This is a genomic window from Candidatus Limnocylindrales bacterium (assembly GCA_035571835.1).
GTDB lineage: Bacteria > Desulfobacterota > Binatia > UBA1149 > CAITLU01 > DATNBU01.
Map to the genome: position 1 here is coordinate 54,390 of DATNBU010000001.1, position 20,287 is coordinate 74,676.

At 64.5% G+C, this 20,287-nt stretch carries 22 protein-coding genes and 2 tRNA genes; 9 read left to right on the plus strand and 15 right to left on the minus strand.

Annotated elements, in window-relative coordinates:
- The first annotated feature begins 75 nt into the window (after positions 1-75).
- Positions 76-1,326 (plus strand): glutathione binding-like protein, encoded by a 1,251-nt coding sequence (locus VN634_00195; protein HXC49276.1) that lies wholly within the window; start codon positions 76-78, stop codon positions 1,324-1,326.
- On the opposite strand, the gene VN634_00200 is transcribed toward VN634_00195, so the two are convergent.
- Positions 1,323-2,684 carry a hypothetical protein gene (locus VN634_00200; protein HXC49277.1) on the minus strand — a complete coding sequence of 454 codons (1,362 nt, stop codon included), beginning with the start codon at positions 2,682-2,684 and terminating at the stop codon, positions 1,323-1,325. The genes VN634_00195 and VN634_00200 overlap by 4 nt on opposite strands.
- A gap of 98 nt (positions 2,685-2,782) precedes the next feature.
- Positions 2,783-3,790: a DUF1566 domain-containing protein gene (locus VN634_00205; protein ID HXC49278.1), complete on the minus strand. Its 1,008-nt coding sequence runs from the start codon at positions 3,788-3,790 to the stop codon at positions 2,783-2,785.
- A 183-nt stretch (positions 3,791-3,973) separates the two neighbouring features.
- Here VN634_00205 and VN634_00210 point away from each other — a divergent pair, with 183 nt between their 5' ends.
- Complete coding sequence (locus VN634_00210) at positions 3,974-5,311, plus strand: hypothetical protein (GenBank protein ID HXC49279.1); 1,338 nt, start codon at positions 3,974-3,976, stop codon at positions 5,309-5,311.
- A gap of 50 nt (positions 5,312-5,361) precedes the next feature.
- Here the strand turns inward: VN634_00210 and VN634_00215 are convergent, their stop codons facing one another.
- Positions 5,362-5,958 (minus strand): TetR/AcrR family transcriptional regulator, encoded by a 597-nt coding sequence (locus VN634_00215; protein HXC49280.1) that lies wholly within the window; start codon positions 5,956-5,958, stop codon positions 5,362-5,364.
- Here VN634_00215 and VN634_00220 point away from each other — a divergent pair.
- Positions 5,940-6,425, plus strand: a complete 486-nt coding sequence (locus tag VN634_00220) for a DUF1330 domain-containing protein (GenBank protein HXC49281.1) — start codon at positions 5,940-5,942, stop codon at positions 6,423-6,425. The genes VN634_00215 and VN634_00220 overlap by 19 nt on opposite strands.
- A 72-nt stretch (positions 6,426-6,497) precedes the next feature.
- Here the strand turns inward: VN634_00220 and VN634_00225 are convergent, their stop codons facing one another.
- The 3 genes from VN634_00225 to VN634_00235 form a co-directional block, all read right to left on the minus strand.
- The gene (locus VN634_00225; protein ID HXC49282.1) at positions 6,498-7,613 is read right to left on the minus strand and encodes a PQQ-binding-like beta-propeller repeat protein; all 1,116 of its coding nucleotides are present in this window, start codon (positions 7,611-7,613) and stop codon (positions 6,498-6,500) included.
- Between the two features lie 204 nt (positions 7,614-7,817).
- The gene (locus tag VN634_00230) at positions 7,818-8,135 is read right to left on the minus strand and encodes a hypothetical protein (protein HXC49283.1); all 318 of its coding nucleotides are present in this window, start codon (positions 8,133-8,135) and stop codon (positions 7,818-7,820) included.
- Between the two features lie 19 nt (positions 8,136-8,154).
- Positions 8,155-8,373 carry a DUF433 domain-containing protein gene (locus tag VN634_00235; protein ID HXC49284.1) on the minus strand — a complete coding sequence of 73 codons (219 nt, stop codon included), beginning with the start codon at positions 8,371-8,373 and terminating at the stop codon, positions 8,155-8,157.
- Positions 8,374-8,692: 319 nt separating this feature from the next.
- Here VN634_00235 and VN634_00240 point away from each other — a divergent pair, with 319 nt between their 5' ends.
- Together VN634_00240 and VN634_00245 are read left to right on the plus strand one after the other, a co-directional pair.
- The gene (locus tag VN634_00240) at positions 8,693-9,316 is read left to right on the plus strand and encodes a hypothetical protein (protein HXC49285.1); all 624 of its coding nucleotides are present in this window, start codon (positions 8,693-8,695) and stop codon (positions 9,314-9,316) included.
- Positions 9,317-9,410: 94 nt separating this feature from the next.
- Positions 9,411-9,890: a hypothetical protein gene (locus VN634_00245; protein ID HXC49286.1), complete on the plus strand. Its 480-nt coding sequence runs from the start codon at positions 9,411-9,413 to the stop codon at positions 9,888-9,890.
- 65 nt (positions 9,891-9,955) lie between these two features.
- Here the strand turns inward: VN634_00245 and VN634_00250 are convergent.
- Positions 9,956-10,030, minus strand: a tRNA-Glu gene (locus tag VN634_00250).
- Positions 10,031-10,104: 74 nt separating this feature from the next.
- Positions 10,105-10,177: transfer RNA gene (locus VN634_00255), tRNA-Lys, on the minus strand.
- A 112-nt stretch (positions 10,178-10,289) separates the two neighbouring features.
- Between VN634_00255 and VN634_00260 the strand changes: the two genes are divergently transcribed.
- Together VN634_00260 and VN634_00265 are read left to right on the plus strand one after the other, a co-directional pair.
- Complete coding sequence (locus tag VN634_00260) at positions 10,290-10,715, plus strand: EVE domain-containing protein (GenBank protein ID HXC49287.1); 426 nt, start codon at positions 10,290-10,292, stop codon at positions 10,713-10,715.
- On the plus strand, positions 10,708-11,424 hold the full coding sequence (locus VN634_00265) for a hypothetical protein (GenBank protein HXC49288.1): 717 nt from the start codon (positions 10,708-10,710) through the stop codon (positions 11,422-11,424). The genes VN634_00260 and VN634_00265 overlap by 8 nt, the downstream gene beginning before the upstream one ends.
- Before the next feature lie 9 nt (positions 11,425-11,433).
- Here the strand turns inward: VN634_00265 and VN634_00270 are convergent, their stop codons facing one another.
- Complete coding sequence (locus tag VN634_00270; protein HXC49289.1) at positions 11,434-12,228, minus strand: SDR family oxidoreductase; 795 nt, start codon at positions 12,226-12,228, stop codon at positions 11,434-11,436.
- A 3-nt stretch (positions 12,229-12,231) separates the two neighbouring features.
- Entirely contained in the window at positions 12,232-13,191 is a 960-nt protein-coding gene (locus VN634_00275) for a Rieske 2Fe-2S domain-containing protein (protein ID HXC49290.1), read from the minus strand.
- Between the two features lie 166 nt (positions 13,192-13,357).
- Between VN634_00275 and VN634_00280 the strand changes: the two genes are divergently transcribed.
- Complete coding sequence (locus VN634_00280; protein HXC49291.1) at positions 13,358-14,431, plus strand: hypothetical protein; 1,074 nt, start codon at positions 13,358-13,360, stop codon at positions 14,429-14,431.
- A gap of 18 nt (positions 14,432-14,449) precedes the next feature.
- Here VN634_00280 and VN634_00285 read toward each other — a convergent pair whose 3' ends face one another.
- Genes VN634_00285 through VN634_00305 form a run of 5 tightly spaced genes read right to left on the minus strand, consistent with a single transcriptional unit; the run spans position 14,450 to position 18,724 of the window.
- Positions 14,450-15,247, minus strand: coding sequence for an SDR family oxidoreductase (locus VN634_00285; GenBank protein HXC49292.1), 798 nt, complete (start codon positions 15,245-15,247; stop codon positions 14,450-14,452).
- Positions 15,248-15,294: 47 nt separating this feature from the next.
- The gene (locus VN634_00290; protein HXC49293.1) at positions 15,295-16,200 is read right to left on the minus strand and encodes a CoA-binding protein; all 906 of its coding nucleotides are present in this window, start codon (positions 16,198-16,200) and stop codon (positions 15,295-15,297) included.
- Between the two features lie 12 nt (positions 16,201-16,212).
- Positions 16,213-17,421 carry an ATP-grasp domain-containing protein gene (locus tag VN634_00295; protein HXC49294.1) on the minus strand — a complete coding sequence of 403 codons (1,209 nt, stop codon included), beginning with the start codon at positions 17,419-17,421 and terminating at the stop codon, positions 16,213-16,215.
- A gap of 17 nt (positions 17,422-17,438) precedes the next feature.
- Entirely contained in the window at positions 17,439-17,657 is a 219-nt protein-coding gene (locus VN634_00300; GenBank protein HXC49295.1) for a hypothetical protein, read from the minus strand.
- Between the two features lie 17 nt (positions 17,658-17,674).
- Entirely contained in the window at positions 17,675-18,724 is a 1,050-nt protein-coding gene (locus VN634_00305; GenBank protein ID HXC49296.1) for a CoA ester lyase, read from the minus strand.
- Between the two features lie 126 nt (positions 18,725-18,850).
- Between VN634_00305 and VN634_00310 the strand changes: the two genes are divergently transcribed.
- A complete protein-coding gene (locus tag VN634_00310) occupies positions 18,851-20,269 on the plus strand; it encodes an amidohydrolase family protein (protein HXC49297.1) in 1,419 nt (472 codons plus the stop codon).
- The last annotated feature ends 18 nt before the right edge of the window (positions 20,270-20,287 follow it).

A 20,287-nucleotide genomic window follows, 5' to 3' on the forward strand; every position in this document is an offset into this window, starting at 1 on the left:
CTTCGCCGCCGATTGCAGCACGGTTGCACGCCAAACGTTCAAAAATGTCGGCCGATCCGCGTTCGGGTTCGCGCGGTGCCGGATTCTGCGGCACCGTCGCCGGCAATGTCGTCCGCTGCCTGCATCGTTTGGGGGCCCGAGCTCTCACCGTTTCTCCTCAAGCTCGAGTCGATGCTCGTGCACCACGGCGTCGCGTGGAGACGGCTTCCGCGCGACGGCACACGCCTCGAGAACGTTCGTGTATCGCTGCGGATCCGCCGCGCGGTACGGACGCGCACGGCCCTCAGGCCTCCCGCCAACGACGTGCTCGATGAATATCCACTGGTGCCGTTTCTCCTCACGGAGAGCGGCGCAGTGCTCTACGATTCGACTGCGCTTGCGTCGTGGCTCGACCAGCGTGACGCCGATCGGTCGCAGCCGCTCGTGCCTGTGGATCCGGCCGCACGCTTCGTCGCCGCGCTGATCGACGAGGCTTTCGACGAGTTCGGCCTCTACATGGTCCACCACAACAGGTGGAAGCTCGCCGCGGCCGACAACGATTCACCCGGCGCACGGCTCGCGCGCGAATACGCGCGCCTGCTGCCGCCGGCCTCGTCGCGCCTGTTCGCGCAGTGGTTCGCGCGCCGTCAGGTACGGCGCCTGCCGTACCTTTTCAGCGTCGCGCCCGATGGATATCGGGTTGCCGGGCTTTCCGCGCCGCTGACACCGCCGGCGCGGCCCGGATTTCCGCCGACACACGATCTTCTCGAAGAGGCATGGCGGCGCTACCTCCGCGCGATCGAGACCGTGCTCGAGGAGCAGCCGTTTCTTCTCGGTCCGGCGTTCACGCTCGCCGACGCAAGCGCTTACGGTCAGCTGTCGATGAATCTGACCGATGGCCTCGCGGCAAGACGCCTGCGCGAGCTTGCGCCGCGGACGTTCGACTGGTTGGTTTCGATTCGCGAGCGCCGGCACGCCGGAACTCGCGGTGAGCCAGTGCTCGCACCTTGCCTGCAGAGCCTGCTCGAGGTCGTGATGGCGACGTACGTACCGCTCATGCAAGCCAATGCCGCGGCATGCGCCGAATTGCTCGCGCGAGGCGAGCCCAGCTTCAACGAGAAAGCATTCGACAAAGGGCGCGGTCTATTCGACGGCGAGCTGCTCGGGCACCGGTATCGCAGCGTGGCCAGGAGTTTTCAGGCGAGATCCTGGCGTGACCTGTGCGCACTCTGGTCGGCTCTCGACAGCGACGCAAAACGGCAGATCGCCGGACTCGTTCCCGGCGATCCGCTCGATGCGACATTCGTCGCACCGGCTGTCGCATTCGGTGCGGGTGCTTCCGGTTAGTTCATTTTCAGATCGACATGCCACGCCGCCGAGCGTGGCCACAGCGCGACACGACAGACCGGCTTCGCCTCCGCTTCGCACGCGCGAACCTGGTCGCGAAACGACGGGCCCGACATCGTGAAATCGATCGACGGGCTCGTGTACCGCTGGACCACGCCGGTCAGTCCGACGACGACGAGCATCGCGAGGGTGCAGCGCCTTAGCCACGCGTCTGATGACGTCGTCCCCCACGCCAGCAGCAGGCAGAGCGACATCGATCCGAACAGGAAATAGCGCGCACCGCCGAGCCCGGAGATCATGTCGCGGGGATTGCCGAGCGAACCGAACGTCTGGATCAGCGAGACCAGTACCCACAAGCCGGCCACGTAGGCGGTGAGCCCGCCGGCAGCAGACCGGCTGCTGGCTGCTACGGCGGTTCCTGCAATCGTCGCCGCAAGGACAAGGGTTCCGACGAGCGAGCCGTCGATCGCCGGCAGATGCTGGCGGATTGCCTGCGCGAGCCCGTTGGCAAACTCGGCGGTGAACATCGGCGCAATCACCGATTGAAGCACCGTCGGCAGCACGAGCACGGAAAGATCGCTCGGATACTGCCGTCCGGTGCTCGCGTGCAGATAGAGTGACGCGAGGTGGACGAGCGCACATACTGCTCCAGCCGCGCCGAGTGCGAACAGCGTGCTGGATTTCTCCTCGACCGCACGCAGGAAGAAAAACGGAGTCGGAAGCACGCCGGGGATTCCCGCGATGCCGCAAACGACCGCCCACGCCGTCACCAACGCCGGCCGCTTCGATAGAAACTGTTCCGGCATCGCGAACACGAGCAGCATCGAAACGCCTGCAACCCACTGCAGATTGGTCGCCGACAGCCAGACTTCGTAGCTCTGCGGCACGAGCGCCCACGCCGCAATCAGCAGAAGCCCGGCCGTTCTCGACAGGCTGTAGCAGGCCGCGAGCGAAGCGATCTGGAACGCGACCGCGGCATGAAATGCGAGCGCGAGATACGTCGTAACGAACGGCGCGTAGGCCACCGGAACGAGCGTCGACAGGTAGACGACGACGTTGGTCAGGCCGAGGTAGCTGCCGAGGTACGTGTTCTGGAGCGCCCCGGCCAGCGAAAGGCTACGGAAGGTCGCAAAGAACGCCGAGCCTTCTTCGGCCCAGAACCGCGGGTCGTACAAAAGCACCGGACATTTCAGGAATGCGATGACGAGGAACACGCCCACATACAGAGCGTGCTCGGCACGCCCCGGTGTGGCCGCGGCCGGCGCTGCCACACCGGGCGCTGCCACGACTTCGCTGATCACCGGCGCCACAGGCTGCCGTTCGCGAGCTCTGCTGCGACGCTTCTCCGAATCTCTCATGACGGGCTGCTTCTAGACGTATGGGAATCGAGACACCAGAGGCGGCGATGTACCCGCTTCGCGTCATGCGATCCGCGCAGCTCTCGGCGTCGAGCTCGTCAGAGTCCGCCGCGCACCGCGCGCGCGAATCGGTTGTTCACCTTGGCGGCCGGAAACACGCCGCCGCCGTCGAAGCGAACGTAGTAGGCCGATGTCGCCGGGTTCGAGCTCATCGCCGACCAGTATCCGCCGGTGCCCGTCGAACCCGGGAACGTCGGGTCGATGCACGGAGTCGTGCTGCACGTGGTCACAGCTTCCGGCTCGAGCAGGATGCCCTTCAGCTCCAGTGCCGTCGGCAGGCGCCAGTCGCAATGACCCGCGAAACAGCTGGCTCCGTCGTCGGCGACGTCATTGAGAACGTCGAGGAAAAGGGTCTTCAGGGTTCCGTCGAACGCGGTGGTCGTGCTGGTCCACCTGTAGTCGTTGTTGACGCCGTGAGGATCCGGGCACGTCGCCAAGTCCGGACACAGCACGAACGCGCCCGGCACTCCCGACTTCTGCTCCCACATCAGGCCTGTCCACAGGTCAGTTACCGTCTGGTCGCCGTTGTCGCGATAGCGCGACGGCACTGCGCCCGCATAAGCGCAGCCCGTGAAGTCCAGCGAACACCGACTCGTGCACGCGAGGCCCGGCGAGTCGCTGGCACCAAAGCTGGAGCACGTCTTCCCGTCAAGATCCGTTCCATCGCACGTCTCGCCGAGTTCGACGATGCCGTTGCCGCAAGCAAACGGCAGTACACCGCCGCCGAGTTTGTCGGCGACACCGTCGTCGCAGGCATCGATGAAAGCTTTGACCGCTGCGGCGTCGCCCATGCTCGGACACAGCGTCGGCGCGGCTTTATCCTCGGTAGCGGGGAACTTGTCGTTGAACTTGCCCTCGCACTTGCTGTAGTCGGCTGTCCCGCCCTTGACGGCGACGCCCGCATCGACTTTCAATCGACACGCCGCGTACGAGCTGCTCGCCTTGAGCTTGCCGGATTGGCAGACGAGCGCCTTGTCGGCGGCCTCGGCCACGCTCACGTTGAGGATCATCAAGGCTATCAGAGCGATCACACTGTTGTTCATCATCGTGCCAATGTCGCACGCGGCCCCTGCTGACGCGAGGAGTTGGGTACCCTGAGAGCTCGCCTTAGTCCGTGTTAGGGCTTCTCGGGATCGAAGAGCGTCGCAAAACCACTCGCTAAGCGATTCTCGTGCGGGCATCCTTGCGCTATGCATTCCGCAAGATTCGCATTCGCAGTGGCGCTGGCAATGGCGACAGGTGCGGCCGCACAAACTCTGCCGGCTCCCTGCCCTGATGTTCCGTTCATCACCGACGTTCCGCTGATCGAAGCCGGCGCGCCGCCCGACACCATTACGGTCGATCCGGCGGGGATGACGGCAATCGCGGGCTACTGCGACCCCGTGCTGGCGCGCTGGCGCGTACGCAGTGACGGCACCGCAAAGCTTCGCGCGCGATGGGACACATGCGGTGCTTTCGAGCGCATAAGGCTGCGCATCGAGTTCGCCGGCGACTGCGTTTCGGCCTCCGGCAAGCTGTCCGCGCGACATCAGTCGCGCGTGCTTTTCACCGCTCTCCCGGAAGGAGGCGCAACGACGACGACGAATCCTGGCGGAACCACAACTACCCTCGATGGCGGAACGACGACGACCACGCTTGGCGGCGGCAGCGGAGGCGGCGGAATCTTCGAGGCGCCGAACCCGTGGAACGAGGACGTCTCGGGCCTGCCGCCTTCGGGCCAGAGCGCAACCATCATCTCCGCGCTGGCGGCAGCCGGCGGATGGGGCAACGGGAACAACTTCCAGATCGACTTCGGGCTGCACGTCCTTCAGCGGATCGCATCGACGCCGTTCGTCACGTTCCAGAAGAGCGCCGGCTACTATTCGCCGGACTGCGACGAGCCTTTCGCGTTTCCCCGCCCTGTCGGCGGCGCGGCCGAAGGCCAGTCCGGCTACTCGTGCCCGGTAGGGAGCGAGGATTGTCATATCCTCGTCGTCGACCCGATCGCGAAGCGGCTGTACGAGATGTACAACGCGACATCGTCGGGCGGCACGCTGGTCGCACGCTGCGCGCTGCAATGGGACTTGACCCGCTCGTATCCCGACGGCCTTCGCGGCGAGCAGTGCACGTCCGCCGATGCCGCGGGCTTTCCGATCGCGGCAATGCTGTTCACGGCCGACGAGGTCTTCGCCGGCGAGATCGATCACGCGATCCGTTTCATTCTTCCGAACGCCCGCATGCGTGCGGGCGTCTACGTTCACCCTGCTTCTCATGCGGGCGGACCGTCGGGCGGTCCGAACCTGCCGCCCTACGGCGTGCGCTTCCGCCTGCGCGCCGACTATCCGCTTGCGACGCTTCCGACCGAAGGTGCACGCGTCGTCGCTCGCGCGCTGCAGAAGTACGGCATGTTCCTGTCCGACGGCGGCAACATTGCGCTCACCGCGGCGAGCGATACGTACACGACGCACACGTGGAGCGAAGTCGGCATCGATTCGCACTCGATGTACGGCATCCAGGTCACCGACTTCGAAGTGGTCGAGCTCGGGCCGACGATTCCGCTCACCTACGACTGCGTGCGCAATCCTTAAAAAGAATCGCCTGCCGACCGGCACCGGCGCGGCCGGCATGCGACTTCCGGCTAGCTCGCAGCAAGGACCGCCTTGGCCAGTGCCTTCCGCAACGCGCTGGCCGATCTGCTCGCCCCCCAGCCGCGATCCACCGCAAGAAGTTCCCAGACCTGCACGGAGGAACCTGCCCACAGATAGTCCGCCGAAGTTTCGATGGTCCATCCCTCTGCAAGCGCGCCGTCGCGACGAAGACTTTTCGTCAACGTTCGATAACCACCGCGCAACTCCTCCATGCGGTCGGCCCAGGCAGCGGCTGCCTCGGGATCCTCGCTGCGAGCACGCATCAGCGTAGTCGCGACCGGATGGATGGTCGGAACAAAATCGAACCAGACAGCGAGAAACGCGTCCAGTCGTCGAATCGGATCCTTGACGGCGAGTGCTTTGCGAAATTTTGCGTGGATGTCGGCGCGCTCGTCCGCGCGCTGCACGAGTGCGACGAGGAGCCCGCCGCGCGAACGAAAGTGGATGTAGACCGCCTGGCGCGTGAGGCCGGCCGCCTGCGCGACCTCGACCATGGAGACCGCTTCGCCTTTCTTCGCGAACAGCTTCCACGCGACGTCGAGAATCTCGGCGCGCGTCCGAACCGAGCGTGGATGCAAACTTGACACGTGTAAACTCTACGGATAGCGTCGCCGCCGATCAACCCCGGCAAGGAGGATTCTGCATGACCCTCGACGCTCAAACACAGACGAAGCGCCTGGTCGCGCATTTCGGCGAACAACACGGCCCGACCGCCGCACAGTGGGAGCGTGCGCTGTCCGGTCCCGGTGGCCCCATCACGCTGATCAATTTCTTCAAGCTCCGCGCCGACGGCGGCGAATCCCTGGGGGCTATGATGCGCTACGCTTCGGTCAGCGGCCCTGCGCTGGAACGCGTCGGAGGACGCTTTTTGCTGTCCGGCCCCTTCGAGATGACGTTCATGGGCGACGACGAAGACTGGGACATCGTTGCGATCGCATCCTATCCGGATCGCGCGGCTCTTCTCGCGCTGCACGAGGACGAGGCGTATCGCCTGGCATGGTCCGATCGCGTCGCCGCGGTCGACCGGCAACGCGTCGTGATCGCAGCCGGCTAGCTCGCCCGACGCAGTCGGGAGCAATGAACGATCCCGAGTCTCCACCGTGCCGCCTCGCTCCAACGACGCAGGCTAGCGCAGCCATAGCTCATTCGGCGGCCAGTACCCCGGCGGAATCGTCCATCGGTGAATCAGGGCACCGTCGGTTATGGTCCTGCGCTCCACGAAGTGGCCACCCATTCCTTGGCTCACAAGGACGAGCTCGGTTCCTCGAAACTCGACATAGACACGTTGCCAGTACTTAGAGTGACTGATTCCGAGCCCCCTTGCGGTAATGTGCCAAGCGACGGCTCCGGTCGCCGTGTCGATTTTCGCCAGATGCACGCCGTCATCGGAATATCCCAGATGCGTTTCAACGAGGATCAAGCCATCTGCGAGTGGGTAGATACGTGCGGGCGTATGTGTGAAAGCCGGAATCGGCGGAGTCACATGCCAAATCTCTTGACCGCTTCGAGTAAGGCGCGCCGTTCTCGATGAGCTTGTTATGTAGTTGTTCCCGACACGACCGGGATATGGACCCAGCTTCGATTCGGATACGGTCACGACGATCACGTCGCCCCCCGGAGCGATCTGGTGCGCTGCATGCAGAGCCTCTCCATCGAGAACGAACTGAAGTGATCCGTCCGCAGCGTACGCCCGAGTCCAGCCATTACTTCCAGTTCCCTCATTGCTGACGATGAGGATGTCGCCGGTGGCGATCGCGGGCTGCGGGTCCGAATCCTCCGGTAAGGTAGCGCGCCACGTCTCCACACCGTCGGTGAGCCGACGGGCAGCTACCGTATCGCCGTCAACGGCAACGACGAGTCCGTGGGCTGCGATCAAACGGTCTTGCGGGCGGCCCGAGTGCCAGATTTTCACACCGCTTGTCTCATTGACGCCGGTCACGCCATCTTCGACTGCCAATGCGATCACCCCGCTACCCTCGGCCCAGAGCGGCGGACGGAGTGAATCGTAAGACGGATACGCCCACTGCACGGCCCCTCCCTTGCCGAGCAAGGAAATCCTCGTGTCGCGAACCGTGGGATTCGAGACGGCGATGATCCCGTCCGTCGTGGTCGTCATCTTCGCTGCATCGACGAACAGGTCTTCGTGCCTGAACTTTCCAGCTTCTCCCGGCACCGGTTCTGACCACGTGTATGGGGAGCCGCCGGGCACCGTGCCGACGATGCTTCCGTCGGTCACACTCACGAACCTGTTCCCGACTAGAACCGGTCGCTCAGGTTGGTCGGCGCGAGCCGCCGACGTCGCAGCGACAACGAACGCAGTTGCAGCGGCCAGCGCGATTGTGCCGGTGCGAAGGAATCTGTGCGCCATTGATTTCACCGTCGCCTCTGCTCCAGATTCGGCTCGTATCTGACTGTCGTCGCGGCCCTTGTGGACCATCCGGAGGGACTACGAAATCGTCAACTCCACAAAGTCTCCAGGTCGCAATGCATCGACGGCTTCGACAACGGCGGAGAGCGCCTGCTGGATCCTTGGCCAACTCGTTGTAGAAAGTACCACGATCGCGAGTTTCCGACCGGTGACCTTCTGTTGATACTGAAGGCTCTGGTCCGTGGTGACGAGGGCATCGAACGATGCTTCCGCCACAGCGAGCAACTCGCCATTCGTCAGCGTTCCCCATCCGCCCTCGTAAGCTGTGACTACGATGTGCTTTTCGAGGGCAGCTCGAAGCGGGACGGGCGTGCCCTGATCGAAGAGGATCCTCACCGACGATGACGATCGAGCATCAGGCCGCCGCGAGGCTTCGCTCGGCGTGTTTCAGGACGGCATCGACCTGTTCACGGCTGACACCTGGGAACCAGGAAAGGAAATCGGGCACGCGCGCTCCATCTTCGAGATTCTCGAAGAGCGCTTTCACCGGCACCCGGGTTCCCTTGAAGACCCAGACGCCACTGACGGTGTCAGGGTCTCGTTCAACTGCCGGGCATTGATCCCAAGCGAGCATGTGGGAAATCTACCTCAGAGCGGTCCGTCCGCCAAGGCGAGCCCTGTTCCCCCTCGATTGACAGCAAGTCGCACGGAAACCCCGACGACAATCCTGATGGTCACACCGAGCGATTCGCGACCCGCACGACCGCTGAATAGAAGTGACGTATGTCCAGAGAAGTGTCCTTCGACATTGCGAGTCGGAACCAGCTGGTAGACTGGCTCCGGGAAGCCGAACTCCTGCGATGAGATGGCGTCAGCTCTGGAAAAACACATATCCTGTTCCTGGATAGCCCGCGGCGCCGAAGCGAAACATCTGCGGGCTGGAGGAATTCTCGATGACACGCACGCATATGCTGGTTCCCATCGCAGTCGTTCTCGCAGCCCTGCTGATCGTTCCCGGCGCTTCCGCGCTCGACAAGTGCAAGGCCAAGACCGATTCGAAAGATGGGACCATCCTGGTCTCGGCCGCGAGCGTCGATGGCACGCTGAAGTGGGGCGGCTCCGCGTCGGGAGCGACCAACGCTTTCTTCAATCCGACCTGCGTCGCCGCGGGTGTCGCGAAGGGCTGCGTGCTCGGTGATGTCGGCAGCGAAGCTCGAATCACGCCGCCTCGGCAGTGCACGATCTATCTGGCGGACGATACTGGCAGCTGCTCCGTTTTCCTCAAGGGTTGTACGCCGACCGCACAGGGCTTCATTACGGCCCCTTCGACCGGTTCGGTCCTCTGCCCTGCCAGCAGCATCTGTAGCGGTCAGATCGTGGAGGATTGCCCAGGGAACTCTGCAGCGGCGAGCATCGTTCGTTGCGAACCCCAGCTTCAGCCCGGCGTCAACGTCGTATCCACCGACCCGGTGTTCGGGGCGACGGTCGCGTGTGACGTGACACTGAACAACACGAACGCAAGTCCTGTCCTGGTGAACGTCGATATCGAGGCTTTGTGCATCCCTGCGGCAGACTAGCCGAGTGAAGTGTCTCCACTGCGACTTGGAACCAGTTGAAGACGTGGCTGAGGGATCTGCAAATCCTGCGGAGAACCGGAGCGCAGGCGACGCAATGAGAATGCGTCTGTTGAACTGCTTGGTCGGGGTGTTGCTCGCGCTGGTGTCTTCAGGCTGTAAGACACCCGACGGGCCGCGGCTCGCCTTGCCGGATCAAACGACGTCCGCGCCACTACCGGCTGGGTACGTGCGCGTCGTTGTTTTCAACGATACATTCGAAGCGATGAACTTCGACAACTCCGGCGTCATGCGAATTCAGATCGACGGTCAGACCGCTCCCAGTCTCTACCTTCGACACTATGCGCAACTGTTTCTGAAACCCGGAGAACATCAGTTGCTGCTCGAGCACTTCGATCTCTTCCTGTTCACAGACAAGTTCCGCCTCAAGGTTGAACCACCAGCAACCTTCGTTCGAATCTGGACCACGCCGTTTGGCAATCGCTTTGAAGTCGTTCCGGAACTTCCCGCAAACTTTCATACTCGTTTCATCGGTGGGCGTGATCCTGCGCAGTGGCCAGCCTTTCACGCCGAGTAAACGCTGAGCGCCAACGTCCCGGCCGCCAACGTCCCCGCACACGTTTGAAGCGATGCGAAGAAGAGTGTCCCCGACGGGATTTGAACCCGTGTTACCGACGTGAAAGGCCGGTGTCCTGGGCCGGGCTAGACGACGGGGACCCAGATATGAGCCGCTCTGCTCGCGGCGCATCTTGCGCGGCGTTGCGGCTGCCGCTTGCGGGCGGCTCTCGTGATGAGCCGTGTTGGATTCGAACCAACGACCCGCGCCTTAAAAGGGCGCTGCTCTACCGACTGAGCTAACGGCTCGGAAAGAGGGCGGACCATACCAACCCGCTCCCGTTTTGCAACTCGCCTGTCCTGCGCAACCCCGCGGAAGCATGCAGGTTCCGTATTCGCGCCGCGAGAGTTACGAAAAGGCATGGCTCACTGGCTCGCGAAGACCGAACCGTCCACGTACTCGTGGCAACAGCTCGTCAAAGAAAAGCGCACTCGCTGGGACGGCGTCCGCAATGCGCAGGCGCGTAACAACCTCGCAGCGATGAAGAAAGGCGACGACGTGCTGTTCTACCACAGCGGCGACGAGCGCGCGGTCGTCGGCATCGCCAAAGTCGCAACGGCCGCGTACGCCGATCCGACCACCGACGACGAGCGCTGGGTCTGCGTCGACCTCACGCCGGCGAAAGCCCTCGCCTCGCCCGTGACGCTGGCATCGATCAAGGCAACGCCCTCTCTCAAGAACATGGCGCTGGTTCGCCAGGGGCGACTGTCGGTCACGCCGGTTACGCCCGAGGAGTTTCGCGCGGTCGTCGCGCTCGCGAAGCCAGCGGCGCGAAAACATGCCTGAACCGGTCACGTTCTACGCACCGCTGGCCGGTCATCTCGCGACGTGGTCGAGCGTTACGGTTGACGTCACCTCCGACGACGGCGACGCGTCGGTTCCCCTGCCCTGCGACCCGGTCGATCTCTACGTGCTCGCCGACCCCGAAACATCGATCGATTCTGCGGCGCTCCTGCGCGAACCGGTCATCGCCGATCCGCCATACTGGGCGATCGTCTGGACCGGGGCCCGCGCGCTTGCCGCAACGATCGCAAGCTCACCGGATATCGCCGGAACCAGAACGCTCGATCTCGGCTGCGGCCTCGGTCTGTCGGGTCTGGTGGCCGCGCGCAGCGGCGCGTTCGTGACGTTCGGCGACTACCTCGACGAGCCGCTCGCGTTCGTGCGCGCGACGCTCACGCGTTCGCAGCAGAAAGAGTCGGTCGTCGCGAAGATCGACTTTACCCGCGCGGACGATGACGGTTCGCGCTACGACGTCATCCTCGCCGCCGACATCGTTTACGATCCGGCTCACTACCGGCCGCTCGCCGACTATCTCGACCTTCACCTTTCGCCGGCCGGAAGGATTTTCCTTACCGAGAGCCTGCGCGCCGATGCGAGCGTGTTCCTTGCCGGAATGATCGAGCGCGGCTTCTCCGACGAGAAAAGAGCGCTGCGTGTGATCGAAGACGGGCGCCGCGAGCGCACGTGGCTGCACGAGCTGGCCCGGTCTTAGGGACGCAAGTCAGTCGACGTCCGGCATCAGCGGCCGGAACAGGTCGACGAGCTCGGGCCCTTGCCGCAGCGTGTGTCCGCCGTCGACGCCGATGCACTGGCCGGTGATCCAGCCGGCTTCGTCGCTCAGAAGAAACCCGACGATCGCGCCGACGTCGGCGGGAATCCCGATGCGCGAGATCGGCATGCGGCGCTTGTATTCGTCGGTAGCGGCCTCGCTCGACGTCAGTGTCACGGCGAGCTCGGTATCGACGAGGCCCGGCATGACGGCGTTCACGCGGATACCGTGCTCGCCGAGCTCGTCGGCGGCGCAGCGCGTGAGCATGTTGACGCCGGCCTTCGATACGCAGTACGCCGACATCCAGCGGTGCGTCAGCACGCCGGCAATCGAGCTGATGTTGACGATGCTGCCGCCGCCCGCCTTCTTCATGACGTTGGCTTCGGCACGGATGCAGCGCATGACGCCGGTAAGGTTGGTATCGATGGTCATCGCGAATGCGTCCGTTGCGGTCGCCGTCACCGGACCGGCCATTCCCATTCCTGCCGCGTTGACGGCCAGGTTGAGTGAACCGAACCGCTCGACGGTCCTGGCGATCGCAGCATCGACGGACGCATCCTGCGTCACGTCGCACTCGACGAAGTCCGCGCCATATCCGAGGGTGGAAACCGCGTTTTCGAGGACGTCACGACGGCGGGCAGCGAGCATCACGCGTCCGGCGCCATCCAGGACGGCGCGGGCACAGGCCAGACCGATGCCGGTCGCACCGCCCGAGATGAATGCGACCTTCCCCTTGAAACCCGGCATGCGTCAGGCCGCTACCGTTTCCTGCGGGGCTTTCGAGTAGAACTGCGCGTACCAGCGCCGGTAGCGCACGTACGGTCCGTCGTTCTCGGCGATCACCGGGATCGGCCGGTACAGCTTCGCGTTCCAGATCGGGATGTCGAGCTCGTAGTCGCGGATGTAGTTCGTGAAGAAAGCGTCGACGATCGCGGGATCGGTGTTCCGGTGACCGTAGTAGCGGTGCTGGATGAGCAGTTGCTCGGGTGCGACCGGCACGAGCACGTTGATTGCGATTCCGGTCATCGGACCGCGCACGCGCGTGCACGTGAACGACGGACCGGAATTGAACGAATCGACGTCGGTCGCATTCGCCGCGGTCGCCGACTGCTCTTCGGCGCCGGAGTCGACGTCGATGCGAAGCGTGTAGCGGTGACCGGCGGGCTGCCAGTCGATCGATTTCGCCTTCCAGCCGTGCAGCGTGAAGAAATGCTGGATGTCGACGCCGTTCTCCATGATCTCCTGCGGGTGCGAGGCGATGCGCCACTCTTTCTTTCCCCACAGGTAGTAGCCTGGGTCGGCAAGCTCCTCGACGACGTCCGGCGTCCAGTCGGGCTCATTGCCTTCGGCATGATGCCAGACGAAGACGAATCCGTTGTTCTCCCAGACCGGCCATGAGCCGACCGCGGCCTTCGGCGGCAGCTTGTCGGTGTACGGAATGGACGTGCACTTGCCGGTCGCGCCGTCGTAGCACCAGCCGTGGAACGGACATCGGATCGTGTCGCCTTCGACGCGGCCTCCGACACCGAGATGTGCGCCGAGATGCGCGCAGTACGGATCGACCGCGAAAGCCTGGCCGCCCGAGCCGCGGAAGACGACCATCTCGCGACCGAGGATGTGAACGGTCTTGACGTCGCCGACGGCGAGCTCGTCGGAGTGGCTGACGGCCCACCATCCGTTCGGATACGGGGGAAGAGGGATTCTTTGCATCGGATTCTCCGCTGGTAGAACCTGTTCCAGTCGGGCCGATTATGGGCGCGCAACGGGCTCGAGTCCACCGCAGGCCGGGCCGATAGCACCGGGCTTGAACCGCTGCGCCGCGGAGCAACCGGGATCTCGTGTCCGCGCGGCCCCGCCCGGCACCCAGGAGGCAACTTTGGCCACTGTCCAGACCGTTCTCGGCCCCGTCGATGCCGCCGATCTCGGCGCCACGATGTCCCACGTGCACCTGACGCTGGACATCTCGTGCTGGTACATGCCGCCCGAGGATCCGGCGGCGCGCCGCGATGCGGAGATGGATTTTTCGATCGAGCGCCTCGGCGCGATCCGCCGCAACGGGCTCTCCTACCAGCGCAACCTGCATCAGGATGACGTCGCGCTGACGACCCGCGAAGTTGCCGAGTTCAAGAAGCACGGCGGCGGCGCAATCGTCGACATGGACCTCGAGGGCATCGGCCGGAGCGTCGATGCGATGGTCGAGATTTCGCGCGCGACCGGCCTGCACGTGATCGCGTCGACCGGCTGGTACATCCAGGGTGCCCATCCGTCGTTCGTTGCCGACAAGAGCGTGGAAGAGCTCGCCGACATCATGACCGGCGAGATCCTCGAAGGCATCGGCACGAGCGGAGTGCGCGCCGGCAACATCGGCGAGATCGGGCTGAGCGGCATGCCGGACGTGCCGTTTCACCCGCACGAAGAGAAAGTGCTGCGTGCAGCGGGACGCGCGCAGAAGGCAACCGGTGCGTCGCTGACGATTCATCCGAACGCGCACCTGACGATTTACGGCGAGACGCCGGTCGATCACTTTCCGACCTACATCGACATTCTCGAGAAAGAAGGCGCCGATCTCGCGAAGGTCTATCCGTCGCACCTCGGCCTGTTCCCGGTCTCGACCGCACGCAAGCTTCTCGAGCGCGGCGTCGGATTCGTCTCGTACGACCACTTCGGTCACGAGGAATACTGCGAGATCCTCGGGCCGGGACGCGGTTTCACACCCGACCGCATCGAAGTGGAATCGGTCATGAATCTCGTCGGCGAAGGCTTCGCCGACCGCATTTTGCTCGGCGCCGAGGTCGGCTGGAAGACCTGCTACAAGGCGAACGGCGGCTGGGGTTACAGCCACGTGCTCGAGAACATCGTGCCGTGGCTTCGCGCGTGCGGCGCGACCGCGGACCAGATCCACACGATGACGGTCGACAATCCGCGCCGCCTGCACGGCATCGGTGCCTGACCAGGAATCAGCGCGCGTCTAGATCGGAGACTGGAGATTGCGCACGAGCCCGAGCAGCGTCGTCCGCGGCATGAACGGCACGAGGCTCGCGAGCACGCGGTTGCGCAGGCCCGTCACCTCGACGCGCTTGTTTCGCTTCCACGCTTCGTAGCCCAGGCGCGCGACGTCCATCGACGGCATCGGCGTACCGCCGGCCTGGCTGAGCCTGGTTTTTCCGGTACCGGCGCGCTCGCGGAACTTGCTGACGGTCGGCCCCGGGCAAAGACAGCTCACGCGCAGGTTGGTGCAGCGCGCCTCTTCCCAGAGCGCCTCGGAGAACGACAGCACGAACGCCTTCGACGCGTAATAGATCGCCATCAGCGGACCGGGCTGAAATGCGGCGGTCGACGCCACGTTGAGCACGCCGCCGCGATTCTTCGACAGCATGCGCGGCCAGTAGATGTGCGTGAGCTCGACGAGCGCACGATCGTTGAGGTCGATCATGCCGAGCTGGTTGTCCGCGTCCGAGCCGTTGAATGCGCCCGCCGTGCCGTAGCCCGCGTTGTTGACGAGCACGTCGATGTCGATCCCGCGTGACGCGATTTCATCAGCGAGCCGCTTGCCGCCGCCGATCGCACCGAGATCGACGGCAATCGCCGTCGCAGTGATACCGTGCGTCTTTGCCAGTCGATCCGCGACTTCGCGCAGCGCCGGCTCGGTGCGTGCAGCAAGCACCAGATTGTATCCGTCGGCTGCGAAGCACTCTGCAAGGTCGACGCCGATGCCGAACGATGCACCGGTAACCAGGGCCGTCTGTCCAACGCCTTCTTTCGACATGGAAGCCTCCCCGCAGCACCGGCGCCGCGCCCGCGCCGGACTCTGCCTTAGTTTACGGAGCTGAGCCTTTGCCTTACGAGCTCCGGAATATCCTCGATGCGCTCGGCGACAGAGATTCCCGCTGCCTGCATGCGCGCGATCTTGTCGGCGGTCGTGTCCGCCTTGCCTTCGACAATGGTGCCGGCGTGGCCGAAGCGCATTCCCGGCATCTCGTCCATGAAGCGACCCGCCATGAACGCGACGATCGGAAGCCGCGACTTCGTCTCGGTCACGTGGCGCGCAAGCTCGGCTTCCATGCGGCCGCCCGGCTCGCTGTAGATCGCGATGGCCTTCGTTTCCGGATCGGCTTCGAAGAGCGGCATCAGCTCGGCGTAGCTGGAGCCGATGATCGCGTCGCCGCCGATCGAGACGGCCGTCGACTGGCCGAGCCCCGCAGCGGTGAGCGTATTGCAGATCTCGGTGGTCATGCCGCCGGAACGCGACATCACGCCGATGTTGCCCTTGGTGAAGGCCTTGCGCGCGTCTTCCGCGCGGCCGCCGAGGCCGCCCATCTTCGCTTCGTCGGGCGAGAGCACGCCGAGGCAGTTCGGTCCGATGATGCGCGCGCCCTTCTGCTTGGCCATCTCCACCATCTGAGCGACGTGCATGCGCGGAATGCGCTCGGTGACGATCACGATGATCTTGATGCCGTTCTCGAGGGCCTCGAGCACCGCATCGCGCGTGTACGCCGGCGGCACCACGACGATCGAGCCGTCGACGTGCTGCTTTTTGGTGATCTCACGGACGGTGTCGTAGACGGGGACGCCGTAGATGTCGCGACCCGCGCGGCCCGGCGTGACGCCGCCGACCACCTTCGACCCGTAGTCGAGGCAGTCCTTGGTCATGTTGATGGCCTCGCGGCCGGTAATGCCCTGAACGATGAAGGTGGTGTCTTTGGTAATCAGGATCGACATGGCTTTAGCTCGTCACTTCCCTTCCATGTTCGCGACTGCGCGGCCGGCGGCTTCGTACATCGACACCTTGCGATCGGCGTACGGAACGCCGTAATGCTCGAGGATCTGGAACCCGTCGCCCTCCCAGGATCCGGGAATGCGGAAGATCGCGATCTTCTCCGACGGCTTGAATCCCGATTCGACGACGCCCTTGATCACGCCGCGCGCGACGATGTCGACGCGCGTATTGGAAACCACGTTCATCATGACCGCGATCTTCGATACGCCGGGCTTGCGAAGGATGAGCTTGGTCAGCTCGCAGGTCTTCGACACGCTCGGGTTGCCGCCGATCTCGCAGTAGTTGGCCGGCTTTCCGCCGTGCTTGCGGACCGCATCGAACAGCGTGAGCGAGCCGCCGCCGGCGCCGATGATGAGTCCGAGCGTGCCGTCGAACTCGACGACGTTGCCCGCAACACCTCGGTGATCGGCTGCATCGACCGCCGCCCCGTCGATCTCGAACTGCGTCGCCGGACGTGCCTGGCGTTTCTCGAGGGGATCGATGCCGATCTCCTTGAGAATCGCCTTCTGCATGTCGAGCGCCTCGTCCTCCATGTCGATGTGGCCGTCGAGGCAGACGAAGCGGCCGTCATCGAGCTTGGCGAGCGGGTTGATCTCGGCGAGCGTGAGGTCGTGGTTGATGAAGACGCGTGCGAGCGCCGCAGCAATCTGCGTGAGGCGGTTGAGATCGCCGCCGGTGACGCCGACGGAAGAAATCAGCTCCTTGGCCATGTAGTCCGAGAACGGCTCGATGGTGGAGAAGTTGCGCTTGCCGATATGCTCGGGGTGCTTTTCGGCGACCTCTTCGATGTCGATGCCGCCCATGTCGCTGAAGATCATGATCGGCAGCTTGTTGATGCCGTCCCACGTGACGCCGATGTAGTATTCCTGCTTGACCGGCGCGCGCTGCTCGACGAGCACGCCGCGCGCCGTGTGGCCGTTGATCTTGAGCGGAAAGATCTTCTCCGCCGCTGCGGCCGCCTGGTCGCCATTGTCGGCGAAAAGAACGCCGCCGGCCTTCATGCGCCCACCCGACAGGACCTGGGACTTGAGCACGACCGGACCGCCGATCTCGTCGGCGATGGCTTTCGCGTCGGCCGCGGTCGTCGCGACCTTCGATCCCTTCGGGAGCGGGACGCCGAGCTTTCCGAACAGACGCTTGGACTCGAATTCGTAGAAACGCATGGTGCTATGCCTCTGCTTCAGTAGAGCTTGACGACGCTCACGGCGCCCGGCGCAGCCTCGATGCACAGCTCGCAGAGCGTGCACTCGTCGACGTTCTTTTCGACGACCGTCACCTTGTTCGCGCCGCTGTCGGCCGCGAAGATATTGACGGGGCATACTTCCGCCAGCTTGGCGGCAAGCCCCGGGGTCTTGGCGACGACGGCGTCGTCGACCTCTACACGAATGAACATCGCCATGATCTTCAACTCCTCGGTCAGAATCCGTACGCTGCCTTGAGATCCGCATCACGCGAAGCGAGCATGCGGGCAAGCTCGACCATGACCTTGCACTGCTTGTAGGTCGCGTCGTCCTGCATTTTTCCGTCGAGCATCACGGCGCCGCTTCCGTCGCCGAGCTCGGTGATTACCCGCTTCGCCCACAGCACCTCGTCCACTGGCGGGCTGAACACTCGCTTGGCGATGCCGATCTGCACGGGGTGGAGTGACCAGGCGCCCACGCAGCCCATGAGGAAGGCGTTGCGGAACTGATCCTCGCACGCGACCACATCGTGGATGTCCCCGAAGGGCCCGTAATAAGGAAGGATGCCGTTGGCCGTGCACGCATCGACCATGCGCGCCATCGTGTAATGCCAGAGGTCCTGCTGCGCGGTAGGCCGCGGCGCATCGGGATTGGATGGATCGGGATCGGTGCGCACGAGGTAGCCCGGGTGCCCGCCGCCGACACGCGTCGTCTTCATGCGGCGCGAGGCCGCGAGGTCGGCCGGGCCGAGCGACAGGCCCTGCATGCGCGGGCTTGCCGCACAGATCTCCTCGACGTTCGACACGCCCGTCGACGTCTCGAGGATCGCATGGACAAGGATGGGCCGCTTGATGTGAGCGCGGGCCTCGAGCTGCGCGAGGAGCTGGTCCACGTAGTGGATGTCCCAGGCCCCTTCGACCTTGGGAATCATCATGACGTCGAGCTTGTCGCCGATTTCGGTGACGAGCTCGACGATGTCGTCGAGCACCCACGGCGAATCAAGGCTGTTGACGCGTGTCCAGAGCTGCGTGTCTCCGAAGTCTGTGGCCTTCGCGATCTCGATCAGGCCGCGGCGCGCCGCGACCTTGTTCGTGGACTGGATTGCGTCCTCGAGGTTGCCGAGCAGCACGTCCACCTGGCGCGCGATGTCCGGCACCTTCGACGCCATCTTCGGATTGCTCGGATCGAAGAAATGGATCATGCGCGAAGGACGTACGGAGATCTCCCGCACCGGCTCGGGCGCACCGATGGCCAGCGGACGGAAGTAGGCTTTGGCGCTTCGCATGAGAATTCCTTTGGGCGGCAGACGTTCGGACCGGGCGCCTATACACGATGCGGTGGAGGGAGTCGACTGAGTCGAAGCGCCCAGCCGGGCCTCGCGTCGTCCATGCGCTCTGCTAAGCAAGACCTCATGCAGAACAACTCGCGCCTCGGCCATTCGCTCGCCATCGCGATTCTCGCCTGCGGCTTTGCGGCATGCTCCAAGCCGGCGCCGCTCGTGACGATGCCGGCGAAATCGCCGGAAGCGGTTCTCTTCGAGAATACCGGCGTGCTCGACGTCGCAAACGGGCGGATCACGCCCGGCCAGGACGTGCTGGTCACCGGCTCGAAGATCACAGCGATCGGTACGACGGGAACGCTGACGGTGCCTGCGACGGCGTCGCGCATCGACGGCCGCGGCAAGACGCTGCTGCCCGGGCTCGTCGACAGTCACGGTCACGTTGCCAATGGCTCGTCGCCGCCGTGGCTCAAGCGGTTCCCCGACCCCGACCGCAACCTCCAGGCGTTTCTGTACTGCGGCGTGACGACCGTGCTCGATCCCGCCGACCTTGCGCCGGACGCGTTCGAACGGCGCGATGCAGTGGCCGCCGGCAAGCTGCTCGGACCGACGATCTTCGCATCGGGACCGATGCTGACCGCGATCGGCGGACATCCGCTGCCGGTGATCGACGAGATCGCGCCGTGGTGGATCCGCTGGTACGTGCGCAGCCACGCGGTGCGTCCGCTCGGATCCGACGAAGACGTAAGGAAAGCCATCGACGAGCTTGCTGCGGCGCACGCCGACGTCGTCAAGATGGCGATCGACAGCGTTCCCGACAGTGCGCCTCGGCTCACCGACGCGCTGGCTGCGTCGGTCGTGCGCATGGCGCATGCGAAAGGCCTGCGCGTGGTCTCGCACGTCGGCACGCTGGCCGATGCGCTCGAGGCCGGCAATGCGGGCGTCGATGCGTTCATGCACATGGTCTACAAGGAGGCGCTCGACGACGCGGGCGCGGCGAAGCTCGCCGCTTTCCGGAAGCCGATCGTGGCCACGATGGCCGTCTTCGAGAACTACGCGATGTTCGGGCATGGGCCGCGCATGCCGACGCCGCTCGAAACGGAGACCGCCGACCGCGAGCTGCTCGAGTCGTTCGATCATCCGCCGGCCGGCGGTCTGTCGCCGATGTTCCAGGCGTATTTCGAGCTGCTGTACGCGACGCGCCAGGCTCGACGCGACAACGTGAAGCTGCTTCGCGCCAATGGAGCGACGATTCTCGCCGGCAGCGATGCGCAGACCGGCGTGTTTCCGGGCGCCGGGCTGCATCGCGAGCTCGCGCTGCTCGTCGAGGGTGGGATGACGCCGGCCGAAGCGATTCGCGCGGCAACGCTCGATCCGGCGCGCTTCATCGAAAAAACCGAGGATCCGTCGTTCGGCGTGGTCGCCGTCGGCAAGCGCGCCGACCTGCTGCTGGTCGGCGGCGACCCGACGACCGGCGTCGCCGAGCTTTCGAAAATCCACACGGTCATGAAAAACGGAGTCGCCCTCGAACGCCACGCGATCGGCGGGTAGGGACTGGTACGATTTCGC